Raw genomic sequence first — 23,699 nt, 5'->3', positions numbered from 1 at the left:
GCAGAGCAGGTGAGCGCGCCCACAGTACGCCCGCCCCGGATTCCGACAGCCCACCCTTTGACGTCGTTTGTCGCCATCATGCCGGCCTGCGTTGCACAGGCGACCCGGCGATGATTCGTCACCGTTCGGACAGCATCGCGTGTCGACACGCGGTGGAAGCTGGCTAACGGAGGGTAACTGGGTCAGGCTGATTCCCGCAGGATCGCGCCTATCAGGTCATATGCCGGCTTTGGGGCTGGCGGCGTCCATCCATGTCCTCCGACGGCCGACGACAAGGGGTGTGCGGTGCACGAGCCAGGTGATGGTCCCGGCACACCAGCACTCGGCCGGCATCGGTCGGCCGGTGGCTACCGACGGGTGGTCGGTGTCCACCGTGCTCCCGGCGCGGGCGGCGCCACCCGGGGTTACCTGCTCACCGTCGCCCTGCTGGCCGGCACCGCGTCGATGCCCATCCTCGCCGCGATCAGCGCGGGCTCGGCCACCCCGGGCAGCACCGCGCTGCCGGACAGCAGCGCCCCGTTCATCACGACCCCGTCGGTCGGGCCGGTGGTGATCCCACTGCCGATGACCAGCCAGCCGGCGCTCCCGCCACCCGGCACCCCAAGCGTCGGGCCGACCAGCGGCTGGCTGCCCGCGCCTCCGGGGCGTACCTCGGAAGGGCCTCCATCGGAGCCGACCGGCCCCGGCCGGGTGGCGACCTACCCACCGCCGCCGCCGAAGCCCACCCGTGGCACCTGGCCCGCCGTGCCCCCACCCGGCCCCCCGGCCCCGGACCCGACCGACCCGGACCCGACCGACCCGGACCAGACAGATCCCGATCCGACCGACCCGGACCCGACCGACCCGGACCCGACCGATCCAGGCCCGACCGACCCCGATCCGGACCCGACTGACCCGGACCCGGACCCGACTGACCCGGACCCGACTGACCCGGATCCGGACCCGACCGACCCCGACCCGGACCCGACCCTGGAGCCGACGCCCACGTTGGACCCCACGCCCACGCCCTTGCCGACACCCACGCCCACGCTGACGGACGCCCCGACGGCGACCGCCGTGCCGACCAGGGCGCCGTCCGCGCCGGTCAGCATCCCCGGGCCACCCGCCACCCCGGCCGAACCGACCAGCCAGCCCGGCCCAGCGGTCCCGTCGCCTCCGGCCGTTCCCGCCACGCCCGCCGATGGCCGGCCCGCGCTGGCCTGACCAGCGCACCCGTCCCTTGATGCCCGCCGACGGCGGGTCCGCACCGGCCTGACCGACGCACCGCACGGTGCCCGTTCCTCCACGCCCGCCGATGGCCGGCTCGCGCTGGTCTGACCGACGCACCGCACGGTGCCCGTTCCTCCACGCCCGCCGATGGGCGGTCCGCGCTGGTCTGACCGACGCACCGCACGGCGCCCGCGACGGTACGGTGACGATCAGGCGTGGCTGACCCGGTTCCGACGGTGGGCACGTACCGGAGGGGGTGGCGTGGGCGGCGGTGCGAAACTCCGCCCGGTCATCGCCCGGCCCGGCCCGGGGCTGCGGGTCGCCCGGCTGGTCACCGAGGTGAGCGCGCCGGCCGTGCTGGTGTCGCTGCTGATCGTCACCGTGAGCTGGCACAGCGCGCGCCGTCCGGGCCAGGGTCTGCTCTGGGGTCTGCTCGCCACGCTCTTCGTCATCGGCATCCCGTTCGCCTACGTCGTCGGCGGGGTACGCCGTGGCCGGCTCACCGACCACCACGTCGGCCGTCGGGAGCAGCGCCGTGCGCCGCTGCTTGTCGGCCTCGCCTCGGTGACCGCAGGGCTCGCCCTGCTCGTCGTGCTCGGTGCGCCCCGCCCGGTGCTGGCGCTGGCCGTGGCCGGGCTGGTCGGCCTCGTGGTCGCCGTGTCGGTGAGCCACTGGTGGAAGATGTCGATCCACTCGGCGGTGGCCGCCGGCGCACTTGTCATCCTGGTGCTGACCTTCGGGGCCCGGCTGGTCGTCGCCGCGCCGCTGCTGGTGTTGGTCGGCTGGTCCCGGGTACGGCTGCGGGATCACACGGTGTCGCAGGTCCTCGCCGGTGGTGTGCTCGGTGCGCTAATCGCCGCGGTGGTCTTCGGCGCGCTGCGCTGACCGCGATCTGCTCCCAACCGGGGCCCCCGCCGCCGGGCGGGCGAGAGCCGGTGCCGGACGAGAGCCGGGGCGGACGAGAGCCGGGGCGGACGACATGTCGCCCGCCCCGGGTGGACCGTCAGGCGCCGTCGTCGGCGAGACGGTGCCGGTTGGCCTCGATCCAGGCGTCCAGGGCGGCCGGGTCGTCCGGGTCCACCCCGTCGGCCATCAGCTGTGCCACCGCGGCGGTCGCCGGGCTGCGCCGCTCACCCGTCGAGTAGAGGCGGGCGAACTCCGGCACCATCTCCTCGATCGCCTCGTCGGTGCGCGTCGCCGCCGCCTCGGGCAGCCCGCGCTGGCGGGACGCGTACCGGGCCCAGGCGCGCAGCACCCGGGGCAGCATCGCCGCGTCGTCCATGTCCAGCACGGCGCGGCGGTGCACCCAGTCCAGCAGGAACAGCCCGGACACCGCCGGGCTCCAGCGCATCGGGTCGCCGTCCGGGAAGCTCGCCGAATGGTCCAGCACCAGGCTCAGGCAGAAGTGCAGGGAGGCCAACTCCGCGCCGTCGACGGTGTCCAGCCCGAAGCGGGCGGCCTCCGGTGCGGCGAGGAACCGCCGGACCAGGTCGGTGCGCTCGGCCGCGGAGAGCGGCTCGACCTCCGCCGGGCCGGTCGGATCGGCGGCGGTGGGCAGCAACGCCAGCCGGGCACCGACAAGCGCCCGGTCGGTCGCCAGGGAACCCTCGCCGGGCAACTCGCTGAGGTCGTCGGTCACCGCGAGGTGGCGGGCCACCTCGCCCCGGAGCCGGGCCGGATTCTCGGTACGGAACCAGGTCAACTCGTCGTCGGCGCACATCTGTCGGACCTGGTCCAGGATCCGTTCCGCCGGCCCACCGACGAAGATGTCCTTGGTGATCCCGATGTTGTGGTCCACCAGGGCGACCAGCGCGTGCTCGCCGCCACCGGAGGCGTCGTCGTACGCGAAGGTGGCGAGGTAGGAGGTCTGGTCGCCGTACACGTCGCCGTACGCCCAGGTGCCGGTGAGGTGCACCCGGCCGAGCTGCCCGGACCAGGCGGGCGCCTGGGTGCCCGGACGGACCCGCTCGGTGCCCTCGGCGTCCGGGACGAGCGCGGCGAAGACCTGTCGGATGGTGGTGGCCGCCGCGATCCGGCGGCGCGCGGTGGCGGCGAGGAACCCGGTGACGAACTCCCGTACGGCGGTGTCGCGGTCGGTTTCCGCGATGGCGTAGACACTGCCCAGCAGCGCGCTGCCGAGCATCTCGGCGTCGAGGGCGGACTCCAGCTTGGTCACGTCGCGTGCGGCGTGCAGCACCGCGTCGTAGGGGGTCTCAGGCGTGGCCATGCTCCGACCCTACGCCGCCCGGAGCCGATGCAGAGCGGTAGCGAGCCGCGCGGGGCGTCAGCGGCGGGCGGCTTCCCGCAGCGCGTCGCGTGCCTGCGCGTACGAGTCGAGCACGGTCCGTACCGGTGCCAGCACGTACTCCTCGCCGACCAGGGCCACCTTCGCGGTCAGCCGCTGCTCGGCGCGGGCCCGAGCGCGCCGGGCGGCCCACCGCACCACCGGCCGGGTCAGCGCCGCCACCAGCAGCCCGGCCAGCAGGCCGCCGAGCAGCAGCAGGGTGGGCAGCGGCACCTGACCGACCATCGGGTTGTCCAGCGCGGGCAGGCCGAGTGCGCGCAGCGCGTACCCGAGAAGCAACCAGCCGAGCCCGACCACCGCGGCGAGGGTGACCAGCCACTGCACGCCGCCGACGAGCCGCCACCACAGCGGCCGACGGCCCAGGCCGAGGTCGGTGCCGGCGATCGTGCGGTCCAGTGCGTCCGGCAGGTCGCCCAGGCGGGACCGGGCGGCCGAGGTCACCGCACCGGGCCAGGCGGCGGGCAGGTCGGCGGCGGCCCGGTCGGCCACCGCGCGGATCGCGAGACCGAGCGCCGAACGTTGGGCGGCCGATGGCTCCGGGACGGAGGTGGCCGCGACCAGACTCTCCGCCGGGTCGACCCGGTCGCCGGTCGGGCCGGGCAGATGCAGCCGACGCAGCGGGTCGGGTCGCAACCGCCGCCAGCCCCGGACCACGGGCCAGCCGGTGGCCGCGCCGGCCCGATGCCGGTACGCCTGCTCCACCGCCTCGGTGACCGCGGGCACGCCGGCCGCTCCGGCCAACGCCCGGTTGAGCCCGTCGAGCGCCGAGCCGTCCGGGCCACCCGCCGGGCGGGCCGAGCCAACCAGCTCGTCCAACCCGGCGACGACCGTGTCGACGTCACCCGCGAGCCGGCGCAGCGCGGCCTGCCGCTCGGCGACCGTACGCTCCAGCGCGCCGCGCAGCCCCACCATCCCGGGCGGGTCGATGGCGGTGGTCGCCAGCAGCGGCACACCGGTCAGCCCGTCCGTGTCGAGCAGTCGGCGCAGATCGTCCAGGACCCGCGGCACCTCGGCCGGGGGCAGCCGGTCGGCCTGGTTGAGCACGACGAGCGTGACGTCCCGATGCCTGTGGAACTCGCGCAGGTAGCTGTCGTGGATGACCCGGTCGGCGTACTTCTGTGGGTCGACGACCCAGACCACCTGGTCGACCAGGCCGAGGAGCCGGTCCACCTCCAGGCGGTGGGATCGCTGCACCGAGTCGAAGTCGGGCAGGTCGAGCAGGATCAGCCCGTGCAGTGCCGTCTCGTCGTCCCCGTCCAGGGCGCTCTCCCGCACGAAGCGGTGTCGGGGCAGCACGCCGATCCAGTCGAGCAGACGGGTGGCGCCCTCCAACGGCCCCCACACGCAGGCGTGGGTGACCCCGGTGGTCGGCCGGCGCACCCCGACCGGCGAGAGCGCCAACTGGGCCAACGCGTTGAAGAGGCTGGACTTGCCACTGCCGGTGGCGCCGGCCAACGCGACCACCGTGTGGTCCCGGGACAGCGCCAGCCGGGTGCCGGCCCGCTCGACCAGGGTGTGCGCGGGCACCAGCTCGGCGTCGGGCAGCAGGCCGTCCACGGCGGTCAGGAAGCGGCGTACCGCGTCCAGCCGGGCGACCAGCGCGTCGGCGTCGACCCGCTGGTCACCGCGGAACGCCTCGCGTACCCGACCGGTGATGTTCGTCACCGGGAAGCCTCCTCGTGGCCCGACGGCTGGGTGTCGCCGCCCGCGGTCAGGCCGCTGCGGTGCCGGGCCAGCTCGACCCGACCGGCGGCCCGGCGCAGCCCGTCGCCGGCGTCCGCGGCGGGGCGGGCGTCGGCGGTGCGGCCGAGGAACCGGTCGGCCTCCGCGTCGAGCAGCGTCCGCACCCGGGCCAGCAGGTCGGTGCGGGCCTTGGCAGCGAGGGTACGCACCGCCTGGTCCCCGAAGATCGCCTGGAGCACCGCCTGCGCGGCGACGGTGGTGCCCGCCCCGGTGGCCAGCTCCAGCCCGGTCGGGATGAACGCGGTGGAGGCGAAGACGGCGATCATGACGGCCAACCCGGTGGCGTTGACCGCGTACGCGGCGGTGCGGGCCACGAACCGCTTGTCGCCGCCCTCGACCCGGACCAGCTCCAACACCCCGCGCTGCCAGTCCCGGACCATGCGTTCGGCGCGCTCCGGGAGGTCGTCGCTCGGGTGGGCGAGCGCCGGATCGATCAGCCCGGAGCCCGCCGGGTGCGCCTTCCACGCCGTGTACGCGGATTCGGCGGCCTCCGAGGACACCCCGCGCAGCAGCGTGACCAGCTGCGACTCGATGGCGTTGCGCAGCTCGACGGCGGGCGCCGGGCGACCGGTGACAGCGGCGACGACCCGGTCGCGGAGGCGACCGATCCGGGCCTCCAGGGTGCGGAAGAACTCCCCGGTGCCGACGAACTCCTGCCAGCGGGCGAGCACCTCGCCCCGGAGTAGTCGGCCGTCCTGGAGCCCCTGCTCGACTGTGCGTTCGGCACCCCGGTACGCGGCCCGGACCCGTTCGTCCAGCTCGGCGGCGGCGGTGACCTGCGCGTCGGCGGCGGTGGCCAGCTCCTCGACGGCGGGGTGGAGCGCGGCCAGCGCACCGTCCAGGGTCTGGCGGACCACGGCCGAGCGGGCTTCCGCGTCGCCGGCCAGTCGGGCGAACCAGTCGGCCAGCGCCGCGGTCACGCCCTCGGGCAGTAGCCCCTGACCGTCGACCCAGGTCTCCGGCAACACGAACAGCGGCGCCCGGCCGAGATCCTGTTCGGCGAGCATCTCGGCCAGGTGCGCGGCGATCTCGTCGGTGGCCTCGGCGGGCACTCGGTCCAGCACCATGGCGATCACCGCGCCACGCGCCCGGGCGCTGCGCAGCAGCTCCCACGGCACCGCGTCGGCGTACCGGGCGGCGGTGGTGACGAACAGCCAGAGGTCGGCTGCGGCGAGCAGTTGGGTGGCGAGCGCCCGGTTGGCGTCGACCACCGAGTCGATGTCGGGTGCGTCGAGGAAGGCCAGCCCGGCGGGCAGGGCGGGCGCGGTGACGAGGTGCAGGGCGCGCGGATCGTCGCTCGGCTCGGTGGTGCGGGTCAGCCCGGGCAGCAGGTCACCCTGCCGAAACCACGCCGCGTCGGACGGGTTGCACACCAGCACCGGGGAGCGGGTGGTCGGCCGGAGCACGCCGGCGGCGCTGACCCGGGCCTTGACCAGGCTGTTGACAAGTGTCGACTTGCCCGCGCCGGTGGAGCCGCCGACCACCACGAGCAGCGGGGCGTCCAGCCGGGCGAGCCGGGGCAGCAGGTAGTCGTCGAGCTGGTCGGTGAGGGCGGCGGCGGTGTGCCGGGCGGAGCCGGCGGAGGGCAGTGCGAGAGGAAACCGGGTCGCACCTATCGCCTCCCGGAGACCCGACAGGGCGCCGGGGAGGCTGTCGTCCCCGGTGGTGGCGGGCGGCTCCTCCGCGGCGTCCGGCGGGCCGGTGCGGGCTGCGACGGCGGGCGCGCCGGAACGGGTGGCGGAATCGCCGTGCGTCGTCACCGCTAAAGCGTGCCCGACCGATGCAAGGGAAGACAACCGGACGGTAGGAATGGCTGAGTTGCGTCGGGGTGACTCAACCCGACTTGACGATTCGCCAACGCGTGGCACTATTGAGTCAAGTTCACTCAACTTGTGGTGGGGCCCGCTGCGGGCGGTGCTCGCCAAGCAGCCGCGGGCGATGCCCGTCACCTGCACAACCTTACGAAGTGAGGAAGCGAAGATGGCACGTGCGGTCGGTATCGACCTCGGCACGACGAACTCCTGCGTCAGCGTTCTCGAGGGCGGTGAACCCACAGTCATCGCCAACGCTGAGGGGTCGCGGACGACCCCGTCGATCGTCGCGTTCGCCCGCAACGGCGAGGTGCTCGTCGGCGAGGTCGCCAAGCGCCAGGCGGTGACCAACCCGGACCGGACGATCCGGTCGGTCAAGCGCGAGGTCGGCACGAACTGGTCCGTCGACATCGACGGCAAGAAGTACACCCCGCAGGAGATCTCGGCCCGGACGCTGATGAAGCTCAAGCGGGACGCGGAGGCGTACCTGGGCGAGCAGATCACCGACGCGGTGATCACCGTCCCGGCCTACTTCAACGACAGCCAGCGCCAGGCCACCAAGGAGGCCGGTGAGATCGCCGGCTTCAACGTGCTGCGGATCGTCAACGAGCCGACCGCGGCTGCCCTGGCGTACGGGCTGGACAAGGGCTCCAAGGAGCAGACCGTCCTGGTCTTCGACCTCGGCGGCGGCACCTTCGACGTGTCGCTGCTGGAGCTGGCCGAGGGCGTCATCGAGGTCAAGTCGACGAGTGGTGACAACCACCTCGGTGGCGATGACTGGGACCAGCGGATCATCGACCACCTGGTCAAGACGTTCCGTGGTGAGCACGGCATCGACCTCGGTCAGGACAAGATGGCCCTCCAGCGCCTCCGTGAGGCCGCCGAGAAGGCCAAGATCGAGCTGTCCGCCGCCACCACCTCCAACATCAACCTGCCGTACATCACCGCCGGCGCGGCCGGCCCGCTGCACCTCGACGTGACGCTGAGCCGCGCCGAGTTCCAGCGGATGACGCAGGACCTGCTGGACCGCTGCAAGGGCCCGTTCGAGCAGGCCGTGAAGGACGCCGGGATCAAGATCTCCGACGTCGAGCACGTCATCCTGGTCGGCGGTTCGACCCGGATGCCCGCCGTGACCGACCTGGTCAAGCAGCTCACCGGTCGCGACCCCAACAAGGGCGTCAACCCGGACGAGGTCGTCGCCGTCGGCGCCGCCCTCCAGGCCGGTGTGCTCAAGGGTGAGGTCAAGGACGTCCTGCTGCTCGACGTGACCCCGCTGAGCCTGGGCATCGAGACCAAGGGCGGCATCTTCACCAAGCTGATCGAGCGCAACACCACCATCCCGACCAAGCGCTCCGAGGTCTTCACCACGGCGGACGACAACCAGCCGTCGGTGCTGATCCAGGTGTTCCAGGGTGAGCGGGAGATCGCGGCCTACAACAAGAAGCTCGGCACCTTCGAGCTGACCGGCCTCCCGCCGGCGCCGCGCGGTGTGCCGCAGATCGAGGTCGCCTTCGACATCGACGCCAACGGCATCGTCAACGTGCACGCCAAGGACCTGGGCACCGGCAAGGAACAGAAGATGACGATCACCGGCGGCTCCTCGCTGCCGAAGGACGACATCGAGCGGATGCGCCGGGACGCCGAGGAGCACGCGGAGGAGGACAAGCGCCGTCGCGACGACGCCGAGGCTCGCAACGTGGCCGAGGCGCTGCAGTGGCAGACCGAGAAGTTCCTCGCCGAGAGCGGCGACAAGCTGCCCGGTGAAAACCGGGAGCAGCTCAACGAGGCGCTCGGCGAGCTGCGCGGCGCCCTCGGCGGTCAGGACATCGAGAAGATCAAGTCCGCCCACGAGAAGCTGGCGAAGGTCTCCCAGGAGGCTGGTTCGCTGCTCTACTCCCAGCAGGCCGAGCAGGGTCAGCAGCCGGGTGGCGAGCCCGGCCCGGGTGCGGCCGGCGCGACCGGTGCGACAGGTGCGCAGGCCGGTGCGGCCGACGACGTGGTCGACGCGGAGATCGTGGACGAGGACGGCAAGAAGTGACAGTCGGCCTCCGACACGTATCCACGGCGAAGGGGATGAGGTAGCCGCATGACGCAGAAGCCACGAGCCGCCGACCCGGGCGACACCGGGTCGACGCCGGGTGGCTCCGCGCCCACGGAGCCGACCACCGGCGACGGGGAGCGGGTCGTCATCCGCAACAAGCGCAAGCTCGTCGACACGGCGGAGCCGGAGGGCACCGCCGCCGACGCGGAGACCGGTGTGCCGGCCGAGGGTCTGGTCGAGGACGCCGAGGTCGTGGTCGACGAGATCGAGGTCGAGGTCAACTCCACCGACGGACCGGAGCCAACCGGTCCACCGGTGGTGGACGCCCCGGCACAGCCGGTCGACGGCGCTGGCACGGGCACGTCGCTCGGCGCCGAGCTGGAGGCACTCCGGGCCGAGTTGGACGAGCGGACCAGGGACCTGCAGCGGGTGTCGGCGGAGTACGCCAACTACCGCAAGCGGGTCGACCGCGACCGCAACCTGGTGCAGGAGCAGGCGACCGGCTCGGTGCTGGCCGCGCTGCTGCCGATCCTCGACGACCTGGACCGGGCTCGGGAACACGGCGACCTGGTCGGACCGTTCGGCACGGTGGCGGAACAACTCACCACCGCACTGGGCAAGTTCGGCCTGAACGCCTTCGGCGAGCAGGGCGACGCGTTCGACCCGACCCGCCACGAGGCGGTCGCGCACCAGACCTCGGCCGAGGTCAGCGAGCCGACCTGCGTCCAGGTGATGCGGCGCGGCTACCAGCTCGGTGAGCGGCTGCTGCGTCCCGCGCTGGTCGCGGTCGCGGACCCGGAATAGTGCGAGACAGTGACCGGGCCGTCCCGCCCACCGCGCGACGGTGGGCGGGACGGCCGGGCCGCGACTGCCGAAAGGGGGTGGACCGGTGAGTTCCAAGGACTGGATCGAGAAGGACTTCTACGCCGTGCTCGGCGTGGACAAGGCCGCCTCCGCGGACGACATCAAGAAGGCGTACCGCAAGGTGGCCCGTGAGTCGCACCCGGACCACAACCCGGGCGACGCCAAGGCCGAGGAGCGGTTCAAGGCCGCGTCCGAGGCGTACAACGTGCTGTCGGACTCCGGCCGCCGCCGCGAGTACGACGAGATGCGCTCGCTGTTCGGCTCGGGCGCGTTCCGGCGTAACGCCCGTGGCGAGGGTCAGCCGGGCGGCATGCCGTTCGACGTCTCCGACATGTTCGGCGGCGGGGGCGGCGACCGCCGCTTCGGAGGCACCGGCTTCCAGGACCTGTTCAGTTCGATCTTCACCGGTGGTCAGGGCGGTGGGCAGGCGGCGCCGCGCGGTCCGGCCCGCGGCCGGGACGTGGAGACCGAGGTGGCACTGGACTTCGGCGACGCGGTTCGCGGGGTGACGCTGCCCCTGACGCTGCGCGCGCCCGGGGTCTGCGACACCTGCCACGGCAACGGGGCCAAGCCCGGCACCCAGCCGCGTACCTGCCCGGTCTGCCACGGTGCCGGCGTGACCACCCGCAACCAGGGCTCGTTCAGCTTCTCCGAGCCGTGCCGCAACTGCCAGGGCGTCGGCACCGTGGTCGAGGAGAAGTGCCCCGAGTGCCACGGCAGCGGCGGTGTCACCAAGACCCGCACCATGAACGTGCGCTTCCCGGCCGGTGTTGCCGACGGCCAGCGCATCCGGCTGACCGGGCGCGGTGAGCCGGGCGAGCGCGGCGGTCCGGCCGGCGACCTGTTCGTGCACGTCAAGGTTCGACCGGACGAGCTGTTCGGGCGTACCGGTGACGACCTGACGCTGAGCGTGCCGGTCACCTTCGCGGAAGCCGTGCTCGGCACGGACCTGCGGGTGCCCACGCTCGACGGCGCGGTGACCCTGCGGGTTCCGCCGGGGACGCCGAGCGGGCGGGTGCTGCGCGCCCGCGGCAAGGGTGTGGTCCGCCGCGACGGACAGGCCGGCGACCTGCTTGTCACCTTGGACGTGGTGGTGCCGGCCGGGTTGTCCGACGAGGCGCGCGCCTCGCTGGAGGCGTTCGCCGAGCAGAGCCCGCCGGCGGCCCGGGAACATCTCGACGCGCGGTTGCGTCGGGTCAGTTAGTCCGGTGGAAGGGACGCGGAGGTGAGCGGCATGTCGGGCGAGTTCCTCGGTTCGGGTGACCCTGCCTACGAGGCCAAGGTGCTGATGATCTCGGTTGCGGCGCGGATGGCGGGGATGCATCCACAGACCCTGCGCCAGTACGACCGACTGGGGCTGGTGCAGCCTGGCCGAGCCGCTGGTGGCGGGCGCCGGTACAGCGTCCGCGACGTGGTGCTGCTGCGCGAGGTGCAGCGGCTCAGTCAGGACGACGGGATCAACCTGGCCGGCGTCAAGCGGATCATCGGGCTGGAGCGGCTGCTGGAGCAGGCGCAGCAGCGGGTGGCCCGACTGGAGGCGGAGCTGGATGCCGCGTACCGGCGGGTGGCCGAGCTGGAATCACTCGCCCGCTTCCCCGGACGGGACCTGGTGCCGACCAACCGCACGTCCACCGCGCTCGTGGTGTGGCGACCCCGCCGTACTCCCGATCGTTGACCTGACAACGCACCCGGATCCGTCTCCTCGGCCCGGACCGCGCCGGATTCCCCGGCGCGGTCCGGGCCGTTTCGGTTAGCCTGTGAATACGGGTCCAATCGGCTATTTCGGGCCTGCCGACATGGCGAGGGGGAGCGATGGCGGAACCGGCGAAGAAGGTGGCCGAGCAGACGGAGGACCGGCTGGAAAGCCTGGCCGAAACCGTCCGCAAGAAGTTCGACAAGGTAACCGAGGGGACCTATCGGGACCGGGTCGTCGGAGGCCGGTTCGCCGAGCGGGGCGACGACAAGAATCGACCCGAACCCGAACGCAAGCAGGACTGACCGGCAACCGACGTGCGGGCCGGGACCCACGGGGGGTCCCGGCCCGTTCGTAGTACCGAGTGCGGGCCGGGACGCGGGTGACGCCAAGGCGGGGGTCCCGGCCCGTTCGTAGTACCGAGTGCGGGCCGGGACGCGGGTGACGCCAAGGCGGGGGTCCCGGCCCGTTCGTAGTACCGAGTGCGGGCCGGGACGCGGCGCGGGGCGCAGTTCAGCCGAGGCGGCGGTTTTCGCGGACCAGGCCGCCCTCGCACCAGTCCCGGTAGACGAAGAGATCCGGTCGGGCCAGCAGCACCCGCCCGTTGTGCGCCCAGATCCTCATCAGCTCGTCGCCGTCCCGCTCGGCCTGCTCGACGAGCTTGCGGAAGCGGCGCTTGGGGTGGGCGCGGAAGTTCGTCCGGATGCCGTCGGCCGCGTAGATGTAGAGGCAGTGCAGGGCGAAACGCCGGGCCGGACAGGTCGGGTCCATTGCCAACTCGAAGAGTGTCAGCACCAGTCGGTCGCCGGAGACCAACAGGTCCCAGTCCGGTGGCATCGAAGCCAACGGCACCGAATCAGGCTTGTACGCCCAAGCTCGCAACTCCGCCGGACTCGGATCGACGGGGTTGGCGAAGCCGCGGAACGTCGACTCCTGCACGCTCACCGGCCAACCTTCCACGCTCTCGCCCGCGTTTGGCAACGCTGCCTACGGACCTTGGCTGCTGGGGCGAAACGGTAACCCGCCGTCGGGTGCTGCGGTAGTAGCCGCGAGGAGCAATTCCGCAACCGTTGGCATGGGCGGGTCCAGTGCATCGCTTCTACCTCCGCGAGGGTGCGACCCACGCGGCCGCCGCGTTCAGGTGGGGCTCACTGCACTGCGTCGACGACCGGGGTCCGCTCCCGCCGTTGGGCCGCCGCGCGGTTACGCAGCCACCGTTTGAACCACGGGAAGTCCGGCAGCCGGGCGAGGATCGGCCCGGTCACCACGGTGATCAGGACGTACGTCGCGGCCAGCGCCGCCAACCGCGGCTCGACGCTCCCGGCGGCCACCGCGAGCCCGGCGATGACGATGGAGAACTCACCCCGGGGTACGAGTGCCAGGCCGGCCCGCCACCGACCGGGTTCCGCGATGCCGACCCGGCGGGCCGCGAGGTAACCGGTGAGCGTCTTCGTCGCCATCGTGACCACGGCCAACGCGAGCGCCGGCAGCAGCACCGGCGGAATGTCCCGTGGGTCGGTGACCAGGCCGAAGAAGACGAAGAACACGGCGGCGAACAGGTCCCGCAGCGGGGAGAGCAACTCGGTCGCGTGGTGCGCCACCGGACCGGAGAGCGCGATGCCGACCAGGAACGCGCCGACCGCCGCCGACACCTGGAGCTTCGCCGCGATACCCGCGACCAGCACCGTCAGACCGAGGACGCCGAGCAGCAGCGCCTCCGGGTCCTTCGCCGACAGCGCGGAGGAGATCAGGTGGCCGTACCGGATGGCGACCACAAGCACGATCAGCACCGTACCCACCGCGATGGTGAGCGCGATGCCACCGCCGAGCAGGCCGCTGCCGAGCAGCACGGCCGTGACCAACGGCAGGTAGAGCGCCATCGCCAGGTCCTCGATCACCAGGACCGAGAGGATCACCGGGGTCTCCCGGTTACCGAGCCGGCCCAGGTCGGCGAGAACCTTGGCGATCACCCCGGAGGAGGAGACCCAGGTGATGCCGCCGAGCACCAGGGCGGCGACCCAGTCCCAGCCGAGCAGCAGGGCGAACCCCGCGCCGGGTAGCGCGTTGAGCACGCCGTCGATCAACCCGGCCGGGGCCGCCGAGCGGAGGTTGCCGACCAACTCGTTGGCCGAGTATTCCAGGCCGAGCATCACCAGCAGCAGGATGACGCCGATCTCGGCGCCAACGGCGAAGAACTCCTCGCTGGCGGCGAGCGGAAGCAACCCGCCGTGCCCGAACGCGAGCCCGGCCAGCAGGTAGAGAGGGATGGGTGAGAGGCCTACCCGGCGGCTGAGCCGGCCGAGGACACCGAGCAGCAGCAGCAGCGCACCGACTTCGATGAGCAGCGTCTTGAAATCGTGCATCCGCCTCAGCCGTCCGGGTCACTGTCGGCGAGGATGGCGGACACGCCGTCGAGACCCCTGCGGGTCCCGACGACGACCACCACATCGCCGGCCGCGAAGCGGAAGGAGGGGAGTGGCGAGACGATCACTTCGCCTTCGCGCAGCACCGCCACGATGGAGGCGCTGGTGCGGGTACGCGCCTTGGTGTCGGCGAGCTTCCGGTTGACGTACGGCGAGCCGGCCGTGATGGCGATCTGCTCGGTGAGCAGACCGGCGGCCTGCTCGCGCAGCCCGGAGAGCTGGCCGAGCATCAGCGACGCGCCGAGGATGTCGGCCAGAGCCTCAGCCTCGTCGTCGGTCAGCGGGATGTCCGCCTGGCAGGAGTCGGGATCGTCCGGGTCGTACAGGACGAGATCACGGCGGCCATTGCGGTGGGAGACAACGCCCAGGCGGCGCCCGGACTCCGTCACCAGATCGTGACGTACCCCGATCCCGGGTAGGGCGGTCTGCTCGACACGTACTCGCACACGCCAAGGCTACCGCCTGGTGAACAAACCGCAGATCTTGGAAGGACAGTGCTCCTCCCTGGAGCTCGCCGCGAGAGATCTTGGAAGAAATGCGCCCCTCCAGGGGCAGTTTCTTTCCAAGATCTACTGCTTCTCTGCGACGAACACACCGAGAGGAGCACCGCTGATGGTGGACCGAGGGTGGCGGCGATGACCGGCCGATTCGTCATCCACCTGCCGATATCCGCGCCCGCTCTGGCACGCGCCAAGATGCTGGGGCGGACCGCCGGCCGGTCGCTGGCTTTCCTTGCCGGATCGACCTTGGCGGGGTCACCGTCGCCGACCACGACGACCAAGGGGTACGGCTCTGGGTCTTCTGCGACCGGCGGCTGGACGGCGGCCGTCGCTGTGTGCTCCGCGCCGACCATGACACCCCGTGCACAGCCCGCCTGCCTCGGCGAATCCGCCCATAAGGATCGTGAAGGGCTGTTCCTAACGGTGATCGACTCGGCTTTCAGGATGTCGCGGTGTCCTGGCGGTCCGAATACCCCGATTTCCTGAAAGCCGAGTGGATCAAGCGCGCCAAGGTCAAGGCCAGGGCCAGGGCCAGGGTCGGGGTCGGGGTCGGGCCATGCCGGGCGAGGGCGAGGGCGGGAGCCGGGCCGGTGAGCGCCGGGCCGGGGCGAGGGTGAGGGTGAGGGTGAGGGCCGGGCCGGGGTGAGGGTGAGGGCCGGGCCGGGCCAGGGTGAGGGTGAGGGCCGGGACAGGGTGAGGACCGGGCCGGGGCGAGGGCGAGGGCCGGGGCCGGACGCGTTGGTGCCCGCCCCGGTGGAGCGGGGCGGGCACCCGGGCGACGCGGTGGTCAGCGGAGGCTGGCGAAGAACTCGCGGATGTCGGTGACCAGGACGTCGGTGGCCTGGTGGGCGGCGTAGTGACCGCCGACGTCACCCCGGCCCTCGACGTCGGCTTCGTAGGCCGTCCACCGGACGATGTTCGCGTGGTCCCGCTCGGCGAAGCGGCGGATGGACTGGAAGTCGCCGGGGAACATGGCCAGCGCGGTCGGCGCGGTGGTCGGCTCGGTCGGCTGCTGGTCGGCGTGGGCGTCTTCCCAGTAGAGCCGGATCGCCGAGGCGGCCGTGCCGGTGAACCAGTAGAGGGCCACGTTGGCCAGGATGAAGTCCGCGTCCAGGCTCTCGTCGAACAGTTGGGCGTTCCAGGCGAGCAGCCCGACCGGGGAGTCGGCCAGCGCGTACGCCAGGGTCTGCGGCTGTTGGCTGTGCACCTGGTTGAAGGAGAACTTGTTCTCGTAGAACCACTGGAGGTGCGCGAGCGCCGCCTGGTCCGCCTCGGACAGGTCGGCGAACTCGGCCGGGTCGCCGGAGGGGAACGAGAAGAGCTGGGTGACGTGCACGCCGAGGACGTGCTCCGGATCGACCCGGCCCAGTTCCGGCGCGACCATCGAGCCGGCGTCGTTGCCGACCGCGCCGTAGCTGTCGTACCCCAGGCGGTTCATCAGCTCGGCCCAGGCGCGGGCGGTGCGGAAGCGGTTCCAGCCGGCGCTGCGGGTGGGGCCGGAGAACCCGAAGCCGGGCAGCGACGGGATCACCAGGTGGAAGGCCGGCGCGGCCGGGTCGCTGGGCTCGGTGAGCGGGGCGATCACGTCCAGGTATTCCAGGACGGAGCCGGGCCAGCCGTGGGTCAGCACGAGGGCGGTGGCGTCCGGGCGGGAGGACCGGACGTGCAGGAAGTGGATCTGCTCGCCGTCGATCTCGGTGACGAACTGGGGGTGGGCGTTCAGCTGGGCCTCGACGGCCCGCCAGTCGAACCCGTCGCGCCACCGGTCGGCGAGAGCCCGCACCCGGTCGGTGCCGATCCCGTAGGTGTCGCCGGCACCGGGCACCTCGGCGGGCCAGCTCGTGCGGGCCAGGCGGGCGGTCAGATCGTCGAGGGCGGGCTGCGGGATCTCGACGCGGAAGGGGCGGATCGCGGTGCCGGTCATCTCGGAACTCCTTCGGAACGGAATGTTTCGTTCTGAAATCACAGTAGCAGACCGGAACGATCCGTTCCACTGTTAGGCTGACGGCATGGCAACTTCCGGCAAGACGCTGGGCGGCCGACGCGCCCAGGCCGCCCGCAACGACGAGGTCATCCTCGAAGCCGCCCGCGCGGTCTTCCTCGACGACCCGAAGGCCCCGATCGCCGCCGTCGCCGAACGTGCCGGCGTCGGCATCAGCGCCCTCTATCGGCGGTACGCGGGCAAGGAGGACCTGTTGCGTCAGCTCTGCCACGACGGGTTGCGCCGGTACGTGGCCGAGGCCGAGTCGGCCCTCGCCGAGCCGGACGACTGGGCCGCGTTCACGGGTTTCCTGACCCGGGTGGTCGACGCCGACGTGCACTCGCTGACCGTCCACCTGGCCGGCACCTTCACGCCGACCGAGGAGATGGGGCGGGACGCGATGCGTGCCGGCGAGCTGGCCACCGCCCTGTTCGAGCGGGCCCGCGCCAGCGGGCGGTTGCGCCCCGACGCGGTCGTACACGATCTGGGGTTGCTGCTGGAGTCGTGTGCGGCGGTGCGCGTGCCGGACGCGGAGCGGACCGGGCAGTTGCGCCGCCGGCAGCTCGCGGTGCTGCTGGCGGGCCTCTCGGCGGTGCCGGGCGCGGACCCGCTGCCCGGCCCGCCGCCGGCGGCCGGAGAGTTCGACTGGCGGTGGCGCCCTCGGCAGTGACGGGCGTCACAGCGCTAAGGTTGAGTGGAATACGCTCAACTCTGGTTGTGTCCTTCTCAGTGGACAACGCCGATCCGGGGGAGCCCATGAACACCGAAAAACTCACCACCAAGAGTCGCGAGACCATCACGGGCGCTGTCGCGCTGGCCAACCAGCGTGGTCACGCCACCGTGGAGCCCTGGCACCTGCTGCTGTCACTCCTGGACACCGATGGCTCGACCGCCAGCGGTCTGTTGCGCGCCGTCGGGGCCGACCCCGCCGAGCTGCGCCGGGCCGCCCAGCGCGCGGTCGACGCCCTGCCGGCCGCCCGCGGTTCGAGCATCGCCGAGCCGACGTTGGCTCGCGAGTTCGTCAACGCCATCGGCGCCGCCGAGCAGATCGCCCGGCCGTTGGGCGACGAGTACACCTCCACCGAGCACCTGCTCGCCGGCCTCGCCCGGGTCGGCGGCGCGGTGTCCGGCGCGCTGAAGACGGCAGGTGCCACCGAGGAAGCCCTGGTCGCGGCCTTCCCGACCGTCCGCGGCGGGGACCGCCGGGTCACCACCGCCGACCCGGAGCAGACCTACCAGGCCCTGACCAAGTACGGCGTCGACCTCACCGCCAGCGCCCGGGACGGAAAGATCGACCCGGTCATCGGCCGGGACTCCGAGATCCGTCGGGTCATCCAGGTGCTCTCCCGGCGTACGAAGAACAACCCGGTGCTGATCGGCGAGCCCGGCGTCGGCAAGACCGCGATCGTCGAAGGGCTCGCCCAGCGGATCGTCACCGGTGACGTGCCCGAGTCGCTGCGCGACAAGAAGCTGATCTCGCTGGACCTCGGCGCGATGGTCGCCGGCGCACAGTACCGGGGCCAGTTCGAGGAGCGGCTGAAGTCCGTCCTGGAGGAGATCAAGAACTCCAACGGGCAGGTCATCACGTTCCTCGACGAGCTGCACACGGTCGTCGGCGCCGGCAAGGGCGAGGGCTCGATGGACGCCGGCAACATGCTCAAGCCGATGCTGGCCCGTGGTGAGCTGCGGATGGTGGGCGCGACCACGCTCGACGAGTACCGCGAGCACATCGAGAAGGACCCGGCGCTGGAGCGTCGTTTCCAGCCGGTGCTTGTCGGCGAGCCGACGATCGAGGACACCATCGGCATCCTGCGCGGTCTCAAGGAGCGCTACGAGGTGCACCACGGCGTGCGGATCACCGACGCCGCGCTGGTGGCCGCCGCGACGCTGTCCGACCGTTACATCACCGACCGTTTCCTGCCGGACAAGGCGATCGACCTGGTCGACGAGTCCGCGTCCCGGCTCCGGATGGAGATCGACTCCCGTCCGGTCGAGGTGGACGAGATCGAGCGGGCGGTGCGCCGGCTGGAGATCGAGGAGATGGCGCTGGCGAAGGAGCCGGACGCCGCCTCCGCCGAGCGGTTGGAGCGGCTGCGCAAGGAGCTGGCCGACAAGCGCGAGCAGCTCACCGTGCTCTCCGAGCGCTGGCAGACGGAGAAGAGCCACATCACCAAGCTCTCCACCGCCAAGGAGGAGTTGGAGCGTCTCGGCGGTGAGGCCGAGCGGGCCGAGCGCGACGGTGAGTTGGAGCGCGCCGCCGAGCTGCGCTACGGCCGGATCCCCGCCCTCAAGGTCGAGCTGACGCAGGCCGAGGAGGAGTTGGCCCAGCTCCAGGCCGACGGCGCGATGCTCAAGGAGGAGGTCGGCGCGGACGACATCGCCGCGGTGGTCGCCTCCTGGACCGGCATCCCCGCCGGCCGGCTGCTGGAGGGCGAGACGGCCAAGCTGCTGCGGATGGAGGAGTCGCTGGGCGGCCGGGTGGTCGGCCAGGCCGAGGCGGTCGGAGCGGTCTCCGACGCGGTCCGCCGCGCCCGTGCCGGCATCGCCGACCCGGATCGCCCGACCGGCAGCTTCCTCTTCCTCGGCCCCACCGGCGTCGGCAAGACCGAGTTGGCCAAGGCGCTCGCCGAGTTCCTCTTCGACGACGAGCGGGCCATGGTCCGCATCGACATGAGCGAGTACGGCGAGAAGCACTCCGTCGCGCGCCTGGTCGGAGCCCCGCCCGGCTACGTGGGTTACAACGAGGGTGGTCAGCTCACCGAGGCGGTGCGTCGTCGGCCGTACTCGGTGATCCTGCTCGACGAGGTGGAGAAGGCCCACCCGGACGTCTTCGACGTGCTGCTCCAGGTGCTCGACGACGGCCGGCTCACCGACGGTCAGGGCCGTACCGTCGACTTCCGCAACGCGATCCTCATCCTCACGTCCAACCTCGGATCGTCGGTGATCGGTGACCTGACGCTCGCCGACGAGCAGCGCCGCGAGGGTGTGCTCGCCGTGGTCCGGTCGCACTTCAAGCCGGAGTTCCTCAACCGGCTGGACGACATCGTGGTCTTCGCCTCGCTGCGCGGGGACGATCTGCGGGCCATCGTCGACATCCAGTTGGACCGGATGCGAAACCGTCTTGCGGGCCGCCGATTGGCACTGGACATCACCGAGTCCGCCCGGACCTGGCTGGCCGAGCACGGCTACGACCCGATCTACGGCGCCCGCCCACTCCGTCGTCTGGTCCAGACCGCAATCGGAGACCAGTTGGCAAAGGCCCTACTGTCCGGCCAGATCCGAGACGGCCAAACAGTGAAGGTGGACCAGAACCCCCAAACCAACACCCTCTCCGTGACCCCCGCCTAACAACCCCTCCCCGGCGCGTTGATCATGGAGTTGTTGCCCGGCTGCGCCCGGCGTGTCGGGACAATAACTCCATGATCAACGGGGTCGAAGGGGTGGGAGGGGGGTCGGTGGGGAAAGAGGTGGGGCATGTTTGGGATTGGGAAGAAATGGGAGCGGGAACTTGGTGCGGCCGTCGACGAGTTGATCGCGGCTGACACGCTCGCCTTTGGTGGGGTGGGCATCGCCGGGGCTTTACTGCCGGTGACGGAGGCGTTCCGCAGTGTCGAGGCTGCCCTCGACGACCATCCCGACGAGGTCCGTCGGCAACTCGACCGGGTGCTGGCCGACGGCACACCCGCCGGCCGGGCGTACGCGGCCACGCTGCTGGAACGGGTCGACCCGACGGCGGCTCGGGCGGCCTGGACGGCACTGCGGGACGACCCGAGCGAGTTCACCACCTTCGTCGGCTGTGTGCTGGGCCGCGAGACCCTTGGCAACTACGCCAGTCAGCGGCTCACCACACTTTGATCCCTCTGCTGACACGAGCGAACCAGCGCCCACCCGGCCGTCCACAGTGCGATCGTGCACAACAGGCGATGCCACGGCTGCCGTCGGTAGCTGAGCTGTCGGTCACGGTGCGGGTCGCACCGGAGCCGAGGATTGTTACCGTCTGCGCCGAGGTACCTGGGGAGATGGTCGGGTGGGCAGGTCAGTGACGTACCTGGTGGTGGCGCTTGCCGTACTCGCGGTGGTCGTCATCGTGATCGTCGTGCGGACCCGGCGGCCGGCGACGGCCCGGTCCGGCGGGCGATCGTCGGACGCCCGGCCGGCAGAGCCACCGCGTGGCGATCCGCTCCGTCTGGGCCTGGGCGACCGCGTGCGGATCCGCGAGCGGGAGTACGTGGTGAGCGGCACCATCCGCCTGGTCGAGGGGGACTGGAGTTGGGTGCAGCACCTGCTCGACGACGGGTCCGGCACCCGCTACCGGCTCTCGGTGGAGGACGGCCCCGAACTGGAGTTGGTGCTCTGGACGGCCGAGCCGGGGGCGAGCGTGACCCCGGGTGCCCCGACCATCGACCTCGGCCGGCGGCGCTACACCTGGGCCGAGACGGGGCAGGCGCGCTACACCGCCACCGAGGAGACCGGGCTGCCGGCGGCCGGCACGATGCGCTACCACGACTACCAGTCCGCCGGCACCGCGCGGCTCTCCTTCGAGGCGTACGGCGAGGAGGGCTGGCGGGTGGCCCGTGGCGGCCTGCTCGACCGCGCTGACCTGACGATCCTTCCCAGATCCGGGGAGCGCTGAGCCCGAGCCGGGTGGGCGCGCCGGCTCGCCACGGCATGCCGAAACGGCCGGTTGCCGATACGGTGTGGGCGATCTGAGGGAAGGAGAATCATGGTCGATTCCCAGAGCACGCCGGCCCGTCAGCGGCCATCGGTTGTGTCGATTTCCAGTTACCTGCTCTACCTGTTCGTGGCGCTCCAGGTGATCACGCTGATCATCTCGCTCACCACCCTCGGCAAGACGCGGGATGCGCTCCGCGCCGCGTACGAGGGCAGCAGCACCGACGGCGACCAGGTGGCCGACGTCTTCGTCGCCATCGGCCTCGGCGGCGGCATCCTGATGCTGCTGCTCGCGGTCACGCTGGCGGTGCTTGCCATGTTCAACAACCAGGGCCGCAACGGTGCCCGGATCACCACCTGGATCGTCGGTGGCGTCATGGTCTGCTGCGTGGGCGGTGGCCTGCTCAGCAACGCGGGCGGCGGTTTCAACACCGGTGGCGGCACCGGTGACGGGCCCAGCCCCGACGAGATCCAGCGCCGCCTGGAGGAGGCCCTGCCCTCCTGGGTGACCCCGGTCAGCCTGCTGCTCGGTGTGCTCAGCCTGATCGCGCTGGTCACGGCGCTGGTGCTGCTGGCGCTGCCGAAGGCCAACCCGTTCTTCCGCAAGGCCACCACGGCCTGGGAGCCGCCGGCACCGGGTGCCAGCTACCCGGGCAACCCGCAGGTCCCGGGTCAGCCCGGCTACCCGCAGGTCCCGGGTCAGCCCGGCTACCCGCAGGTCCCGGGTCAGCCCGGCTACCCGCAGTCGTCCGGTGAGCCAGGCTATCCGTCGAGTGGGGAGCCGAGCTACCCGCCGCCGACGGACCGGCCGGGCGACACGCCGCCCACGGACCGGCCCGGGCCAACCCCACCGTCGACGAGTTGACCGCCAGATAAGCACGACGCCGACGATCCCTCCGAGTAGGTTGCAACCCGACGCCTACCGGAGGGATTCGTCGTGTCGTACCCCGAATCGGCACCGGCTCGCCGGCCCGCCGTCGTCCTGATCGCCGCGTCCGTGCTGTGGGTGATGGCGGTGGCCTCGCTCGCGTACGCCGTGGTCGACCTGCTGGTGCTGGGCGGGACTGTCGACGCGTTCCGCTCCGCCGCCCGCGACACCGCGGCGAGCCCGGAGCAGATCGACGACGTGGTGACCCTGCTTCGCGCGTCCAGCGTGCTGTCGGCGGTGCTGGCGGCGCTGTCCGTGCCGGTGCTCGCCGGTCTGGCCCTCGGGCTGGTGGCGGCCCGCAACGGCGCCCGCGTGGCCACCTGGGTGATCAGTGGGCTCGGCGTGCTCGGCGGTTGTTGCAGCGTGGCGGTGCTCATCGGTGAACGGGCCGCGCCACTGCAGCTGGGTGCCGACGACCAGGCTCTCGCCGAGTTGCTGGGCCTGGTCGGCGACGCGTACCCGTCCTGGTGGATCCCGCTCAACGCTGGGCTTTCCGTCGGGCAGGTGCTCGGTTACCTTGTAGTAGCCGTGCTGCTGGCCCTGCCGGCGGCGAACGCCTGGTTCGGTCACCGCCGCTCGACCGCGCCGACTCCACCATCCGCACCACCCGCGTTCACGTCCGCCCCGCCGGCGCCGCCCGCGCCCCCGTACCCGCCCAGGTGAGGAACCGTCCCGTGTCGCTCGACCCCACGGCTGCCGAGCGTCGAGCACTGATCACCGGGGCCACCGCCGGCATCGGTGCGGCGTTCGCCCGGAGGCTGGCCGCCGACGGTTGGCACCTGGTGCTTGTCGCCCGCGACGCGGCCCGGTTGGCGCAGATGGCCGGTGAGGTGAGTGCCACCCACGGTCGCGAGGCGGAGACGATCGCGGCGGATCTGTCCACCGACGACGGGTGCGCCATCGTGGAGCGACGGCTCACCGACGGCAGCCCGGTGCACCTACTGGTCAACAGTGCCGGGATCAGCCTCAACAAACCGTTCCTGCGCTCCACCGCGGAGGACGAGGCGCGCCTGCTGCGGCTCAACGTGCACGCGGTCATGCGGCTGACCCTGGCGGCGTTGCGGCCGATGACCGAACGCCGAAATGGGGCAGTGATAAATGTCTCTTCGGTCGCCGGGTTCAGCACGGCGATGCCGGGTTCGACGTACCCGGCCAGCAAGGCCTGGGTCACCAACTTCAGTGAGTCCGTTGGTCTGTCGGCACGGCCGTTCGGTGTCCGGGTGATGGCCCTCTGCCCCGGCTACACCCGCACCGAGTTCCACCAACGGGCCGGCATCAACATGTCCAAGACGCCCGAATGGATGTGGCTGCGGGCCGAGGACGTGGTCGACGAAGCCCTGCGTGACCTGGGCAAAGGCAAGATGGTCAGTGTCCCGTCCTGGAAGTACAAGGTGGCCGTCGCCGGCATGCGGCACGCGCCCCGTCGGCTGCTCCAGGCGGTCGCCCGAGACACTCGCGGCCGGATCGGTCGCGACGACCACTGAGCCTCGATCGGCCCACCGGCCCCCGGTGGTCGTTGCCGAGGCGTTG

The 23,699-nt window shown here is 72.0% G+C and carries 21 protein-coding genes and 1 pseudogene; 15 read left to right on the top strand and 7 right to left on the bottom strand.

Going from position 1 to position 23,699, the window contains the following annotated elements; all coding sequences use genetic code 11:
* The first annotated feature begins 285 nt into the window (after positions 1 to 285).
* Together ACGFIQ_RS15040 and ACGFIQ_RS15035 are read left to right on the top strand one after the other, a co-directional pair.
* Positions 286 to 1,203, top strand: coding sequence for a hypothetical protein (locus tag ACGFIQ_RS15040; RefSeq protein WP_393243811.1), 918 nt, complete (start codon positions 286 to 288; stop codon positions 1,201 to 1,203).
* A 267-nt stretch (positions 1,204 to 1,470) separates the two neighbouring features.
* The gene (locus tag ACGFIQ_RS15035; RefSeq protein ID WP_393243809.1) at positions 1,471 to 2,094 is read left to right on the top strand and encodes a phosphatase PAP2 family protein; all 624 of its coding nucleotides are present in this window, start codon (positions 1,471 to 1,473) and stop codon (positions 2,092 to 2,094) included.
* Between the two features lie 118 nt (positions 2,095 to 2,212).
* On the opposite strand, the gene ACGFIQ_RS15030 is transcribed toward ACGFIQ_RS15035, so the two are convergent.
* Genes ACGFIQ_RS15030 through ACGFIQ_RS15020 form a run of 3 tightly spaced genes read right to left on the bottom strand, consistent with a single transcriptional unit; the run spans position 2,213 to position 7,017 of the window.
* Positions 2,213 to 3,436 (bottom strand): hypothetical protein, encoded by a 1,224-nt coding sequence (locus ACGFIQ_RS15030; protein WP_393243807.1) that lies wholly within the window; start codon positions 3,434 to 3,436, stop codon positions 2,213 to 2,215.
* Positions 3,437 to 3,493: 57 nt separating this feature from the next.
* Complete coding sequence (locus ACGFIQ_RS15025; RefSeq protein WP_393243805.1) at positions 3,494 to 5,179, bottom strand: GTPase; 1,686 nt, start codon at positions 5,177 to 5,179, stop codon at positions 3,494 to 3,496.
* Positions 5,176 to 7,017, bottom strand: a complete 1,842-nt coding sequence (locus tag ACGFIQ_RS15020) for an ABC transporter (RefSeq protein WP_393243803.1) — start codon at positions 7,015 to 7,017, stop codon at positions 5,176 to 5,178. Before ACGFIQ_RS15020 ends, ACGFIQ_RS15025 begins: the two co-directional genes overlap by 4 nt.
* Before the next feature lie 220 nt (positions 7,018 to 7,237).
* Here ACGFIQ_RS15020 and dnaK point away from each other — a divergent pair, with 220 nt between their 5' ends.
* The 5 genes from dnaK (at position 7,238) to ACGFIQ_RS14995 (ending at position 11,971) form a co-directional block, all read left to right on the top strand.
* Positions 7,238 to 9,106 (top strand): molecular chaperone DnaK, encoded by a 1,869-nt coding sequence (dnaK, locus tag ACGFIQ_RS15015; RefSeq protein WP_393243801.1) that lies wholly within the window; start codon positions 7,238 to 7,240, stop codon positions 9,104 to 9,106.
* Between the two features lie 48 nt (positions 9,107 to 9,154).
* Entirely contained in the window at positions 9,155 to 9,913 is a 759-nt protein-coding gene (grpE, locus tag ACGFIQ_RS15010; RefSeq protein ID WP_393243799.1) for a nucleotide exchange factor GrpE, read from the top strand.
* An 85-nt stretch (positions 9,914 to 9,998) separates the two neighbouring features.
* Positions 9,999 to 11,177, top strand: coding sequence for a molecular chaperone DnaJ (gene dnaJ, locus ACGFIQ_RS15005; RefSeq protein WP_393243797.1), 1,179 nt, complete (start codon positions 9,999 to 10,001; stop codon positions 11,175 to 11,177).
* Positions 11,178 to 11,207: 30 nt separating this feature from the next.
* Positions 11,208 to 11,648, top strand: coding sequence for a heat shock protein transcriptional repressor HspR (locus ACGFIQ_RS15000; RefSeq protein WP_030332087.1), 441 nt, complete (start codon positions 11,208 to 11,210; stop codon positions 11,646 to 11,648).
* A 137-nt stretch (positions 11,649 to 11,785) separates the two neighbouring features.
* Positions 11,786 to 11,971: a hypothetical protein gene (locus ACGFIQ_RS14995; RefSeq protein WP_393243795.1), complete on the top strand. Its 186-nt coding sequence runs from the start codon at positions 11,786 to 11,788 to the stop codon at positions 11,969 to 11,971.
* Between the two features lie 208 nt (positions 11,972 to 12,179).
* Here ACGFIQ_RS14995 and ACGFIQ_RS14990 read toward each other — a convergent pair whose 3' ends face one another.
* The 3 genes from ACGFIQ_RS14990 to ACGFIQ_RS14980 form a co-directional block, all read right to left on the bottom strand.
* Positions 12,180 to 12,611, bottom strand: coding sequence for a hypothetical protein (locus ACGFIQ_RS14990; protein WP_357066482.1), 432 nt, complete (start codon positions 12,609 to 12,611; stop codon positions 12,180 to 12,182).
* A 203-nt stretch (positions 12,612 to 12,814) separates the two neighbouring features.
* Positions 12,815 to 14,029 (bottom strand): cation:proton antiporter, encoded by a 1,215-nt coding sequence (locus ACGFIQ_RS14985; protein ID WP_393243793.1) that lies wholly within the window; start codon positions 14,027 to 14,029, stop codon positions 12,815 to 12,817.
* A 5-nt stretch (positions 14,030 to 14,034) separates the two neighbouring features.
* The gene (locus ACGFIQ_RS14980; protein WP_357066486.1) at positions 14,035 to 14,535 is read right to left on the bottom strand and encodes a TrkA C-terminal domain-containing protein; all 501 of its coding nucleotides are present in this window, start codon (positions 14,533 to 14,535) and stop codon (positions 14,035 to 14,037) included.
* A 189-nt stretch (positions 14,536 to 14,724) separates the two neighbouring features.
* Here ACGFIQ_RS14980 and ACGFIQ_RS14975 point away from each other — a divergent pair.
* Positions 14,725 to 14,987, top strand: a pseudogene (locus tag ACGFIQ_RS14975) (hypothetical protein).
* A 389-nt stretch (positions 14,988 to 15,376) separates the two neighbouring features.
* On the opposite strand, the gene ACGFIQ_RS14970 reads toward ACGFIQ_RS14975, so the two are convergent.
* Complete coding sequence (locus tag ACGFIQ_RS14970) at positions 15,377 to 16,513, bottom strand: epoxide hydrolase family protein (RefSeq protein WP_393243791.1); 1,137 nt, start codon at positions 16,511 to 16,513, stop codon at positions 15,377 to 15,379.
* A gap of 85 nt (positions 16,514 to 16,598) precedes the next feature.
* Between ACGFIQ_RS14970 and ACGFIQ_RS14965 the strand changes: the two genes are divergently transcribed.
* The 7 genes from ACGFIQ_RS14965 to ACGFIQ_RS14935 all read left to right on the top strand — a co-directional run bounded on the left by ACGFIQ_RS14965 (position 16,599) and on the right by ACGFIQ_RS14935 (position 23,653).
* Positions 16,599 to 17,240: a TetR/AcrR family transcriptional regulator gene (locus ACGFIQ_RS14965; RefSeq protein WP_393243789.1), complete on the top strand. Its 642-nt coding sequence runs from the start codon at positions 16,599 to 16,601 to the stop codon at positions 17,238 to 17,240.
* A gap of 86 nt (positions 17,241 to 17,326) precedes the next feature.
* Entirely contained in the window at positions 17,327 to 19,918 is a 2,592-nt protein-coding gene (gene clpB / locus ACGFIQ_RS14960) for an ATP-dependent chaperone ClpB (RefSeq protein ID WP_393243787.1), read from the top strand.
* Positions 19,919 to 20,044: 126 nt separating this feature from the next.
* Positions 20,045 to 20,425, top strand: coding sequence for a hypothetical protein (locus tag ACGFIQ_RS14955; RefSeq protein ID WP_393243785.1), 381 nt, complete (start codon positions 20,045 to 20,047; stop codon positions 20,423 to 20,425).
* 172 nt (positions 20,426 to 20,597) lie between these two features.
* Complete coding sequence (locus ACGFIQ_RS14950) at positions 20,598 to 21,203, top strand: DUF4178 domain-containing protein (protein ID WP_393243783.1); 606 nt, start codon at positions 20,598 to 20,600, stop codon at positions 21,201 to 21,203.
* A 90-nt stretch (positions 21,204 to 21,293) separates the two neighbouring features.
* On the top strand, positions 21,294 to 22,106 hold the full coding sequence (locus ACGFIQ_RS14945) for a hypothetical protein (protein ID WP_393243781.1): 813 nt from the start codon (positions 21,294 to 21,296) through the stop codon (positions 22,104 to 22,106).
* A gap of 72 nt (positions 22,107 to 22,178) precedes the next feature.
* Positions 22,179 to 22,832, top strand: coding sequence for a hypothetical protein (locus ACGFIQ_RS14940; protein WP_393243779.1), 654 nt, complete (start codon positions 22,179 to 22,181; stop codon positions 22,830 to 22,832).
* Between the two features lie 11 nt (positions 22,833 to 22,843).
* Positions 22,844 to 23,653 carry an SDR family NAD(P)-dependent oxidoreductase gene (locus tag ACGFIQ_RS14935; RefSeq protein WP_393243777.1) on the top strand — a complete coding sequence of 270 codons (810 nt, stop codon included), beginning with the start codon at positions 22,844 to 22,846 and terminating at the stop codon, positions 23,651 to 23,653.
* The last annotated feature ends 46 nt before the right edge of the window (positions 23,654 to 23,699 follow it).

The sequence above is a fragment of the Micromonospora sp. NPDC048898 genome (assembly GCF_043198035.1).
GTDB lineage: Bacteria > Actinomycetota > Actinomycetes > Mycobacteriales > Micromonosporaceae > Micromonospora.
Note: the sequence above shows the minus strand (reverse complement) of the source record. Positions and strands in the feature narration are given on the sequence as shown.

What these genes read in the sequence shown, in the direction of transcription:
- ACGFIQ_RS15030 (WP_393243807.1), bottom strand. Translation starts at nt 3,436, where the DNA reads ATGGCCACGCCTGAGACCCCCTACGACGCGGTGCTGCACGCCGCACGC.
- dnaK (WP_393243801.1), top strand. Translation starts at nt 7,238, where the DNA reads ATGGCACGTGCGGTCGGTATCGACCTCGGCACGACGAACTCCTGCGTC.
- grpE (WP_393243799.1), top strand. Translation starts at nt 9,155, where the DNA reads ATGACGCAGAAGCCACGAGCCGCCGACCCGGGCGACACCGGGTCGACG.
- ACGFIQ_RS15000 (WP_030332087.1), top strand. Translation starts at nt 11,208, where the DNA reads ATGTCGGGCGAGTTCCTCGGTTCGGGTGACCCTGCCTACGAGGCCAAG.
- ACGFIQ_RS14995 (WP_393243795.1), top strand. Translation starts at nt 11,786, where the DNA reads ATGGCGGAACCGGCGAAGAAGGTGGCCGAGCAGACGGAGGACCGGCTG.
- ACGFIQ_RS14985 (WP_393243793.1), bottom strand. Translation starts at nt 14,029, where the DNA reads ATGCACGATTTCAAGACGCTGCTCATCGAAGTCGGTGCGCTGCTGCTG.
- ACGFIQ_RS14970 (WP_393243791.1), bottom strand. Translation starts at nt 16,513, where the DNA reads ATGACCGGCACCGCGATCCGCCCCTTCCGCGTCGAGATCCCGCAGCCC.
- ACGFIQ_RS14965 (WP_393243789.1), top strand. Translation starts at nt 16,599, where the DNA reads ATGGCAACTTCCGGCAAGACGCTGGGCGGCCGACGCGCCCAGGCCGCC.
- clpB (WP_393243787.1), top strand. Translation starts at nt 17,327, where the DNA reads ATGAACACCGAAAAACTCACCACCAAGAGTCGCGAGACCATCACGGGC.
- ACGFIQ_RS14955 (WP_393243785.1), top strand. Translation starts at nt 20,045, where the DNA reads ATGTTTGGGATTGGGAAGAAATGGGAGCGGGAACTTGGTGCGGCCGTC.
- ACGFIQ_RS14945 (WP_393243781.1), top strand. Translation starts at nt 21,294, where the DNA reads ATGGTCGATTCCCAGAGCACGCCGGCCCGTCAGCGGCCATCGGTTGTG.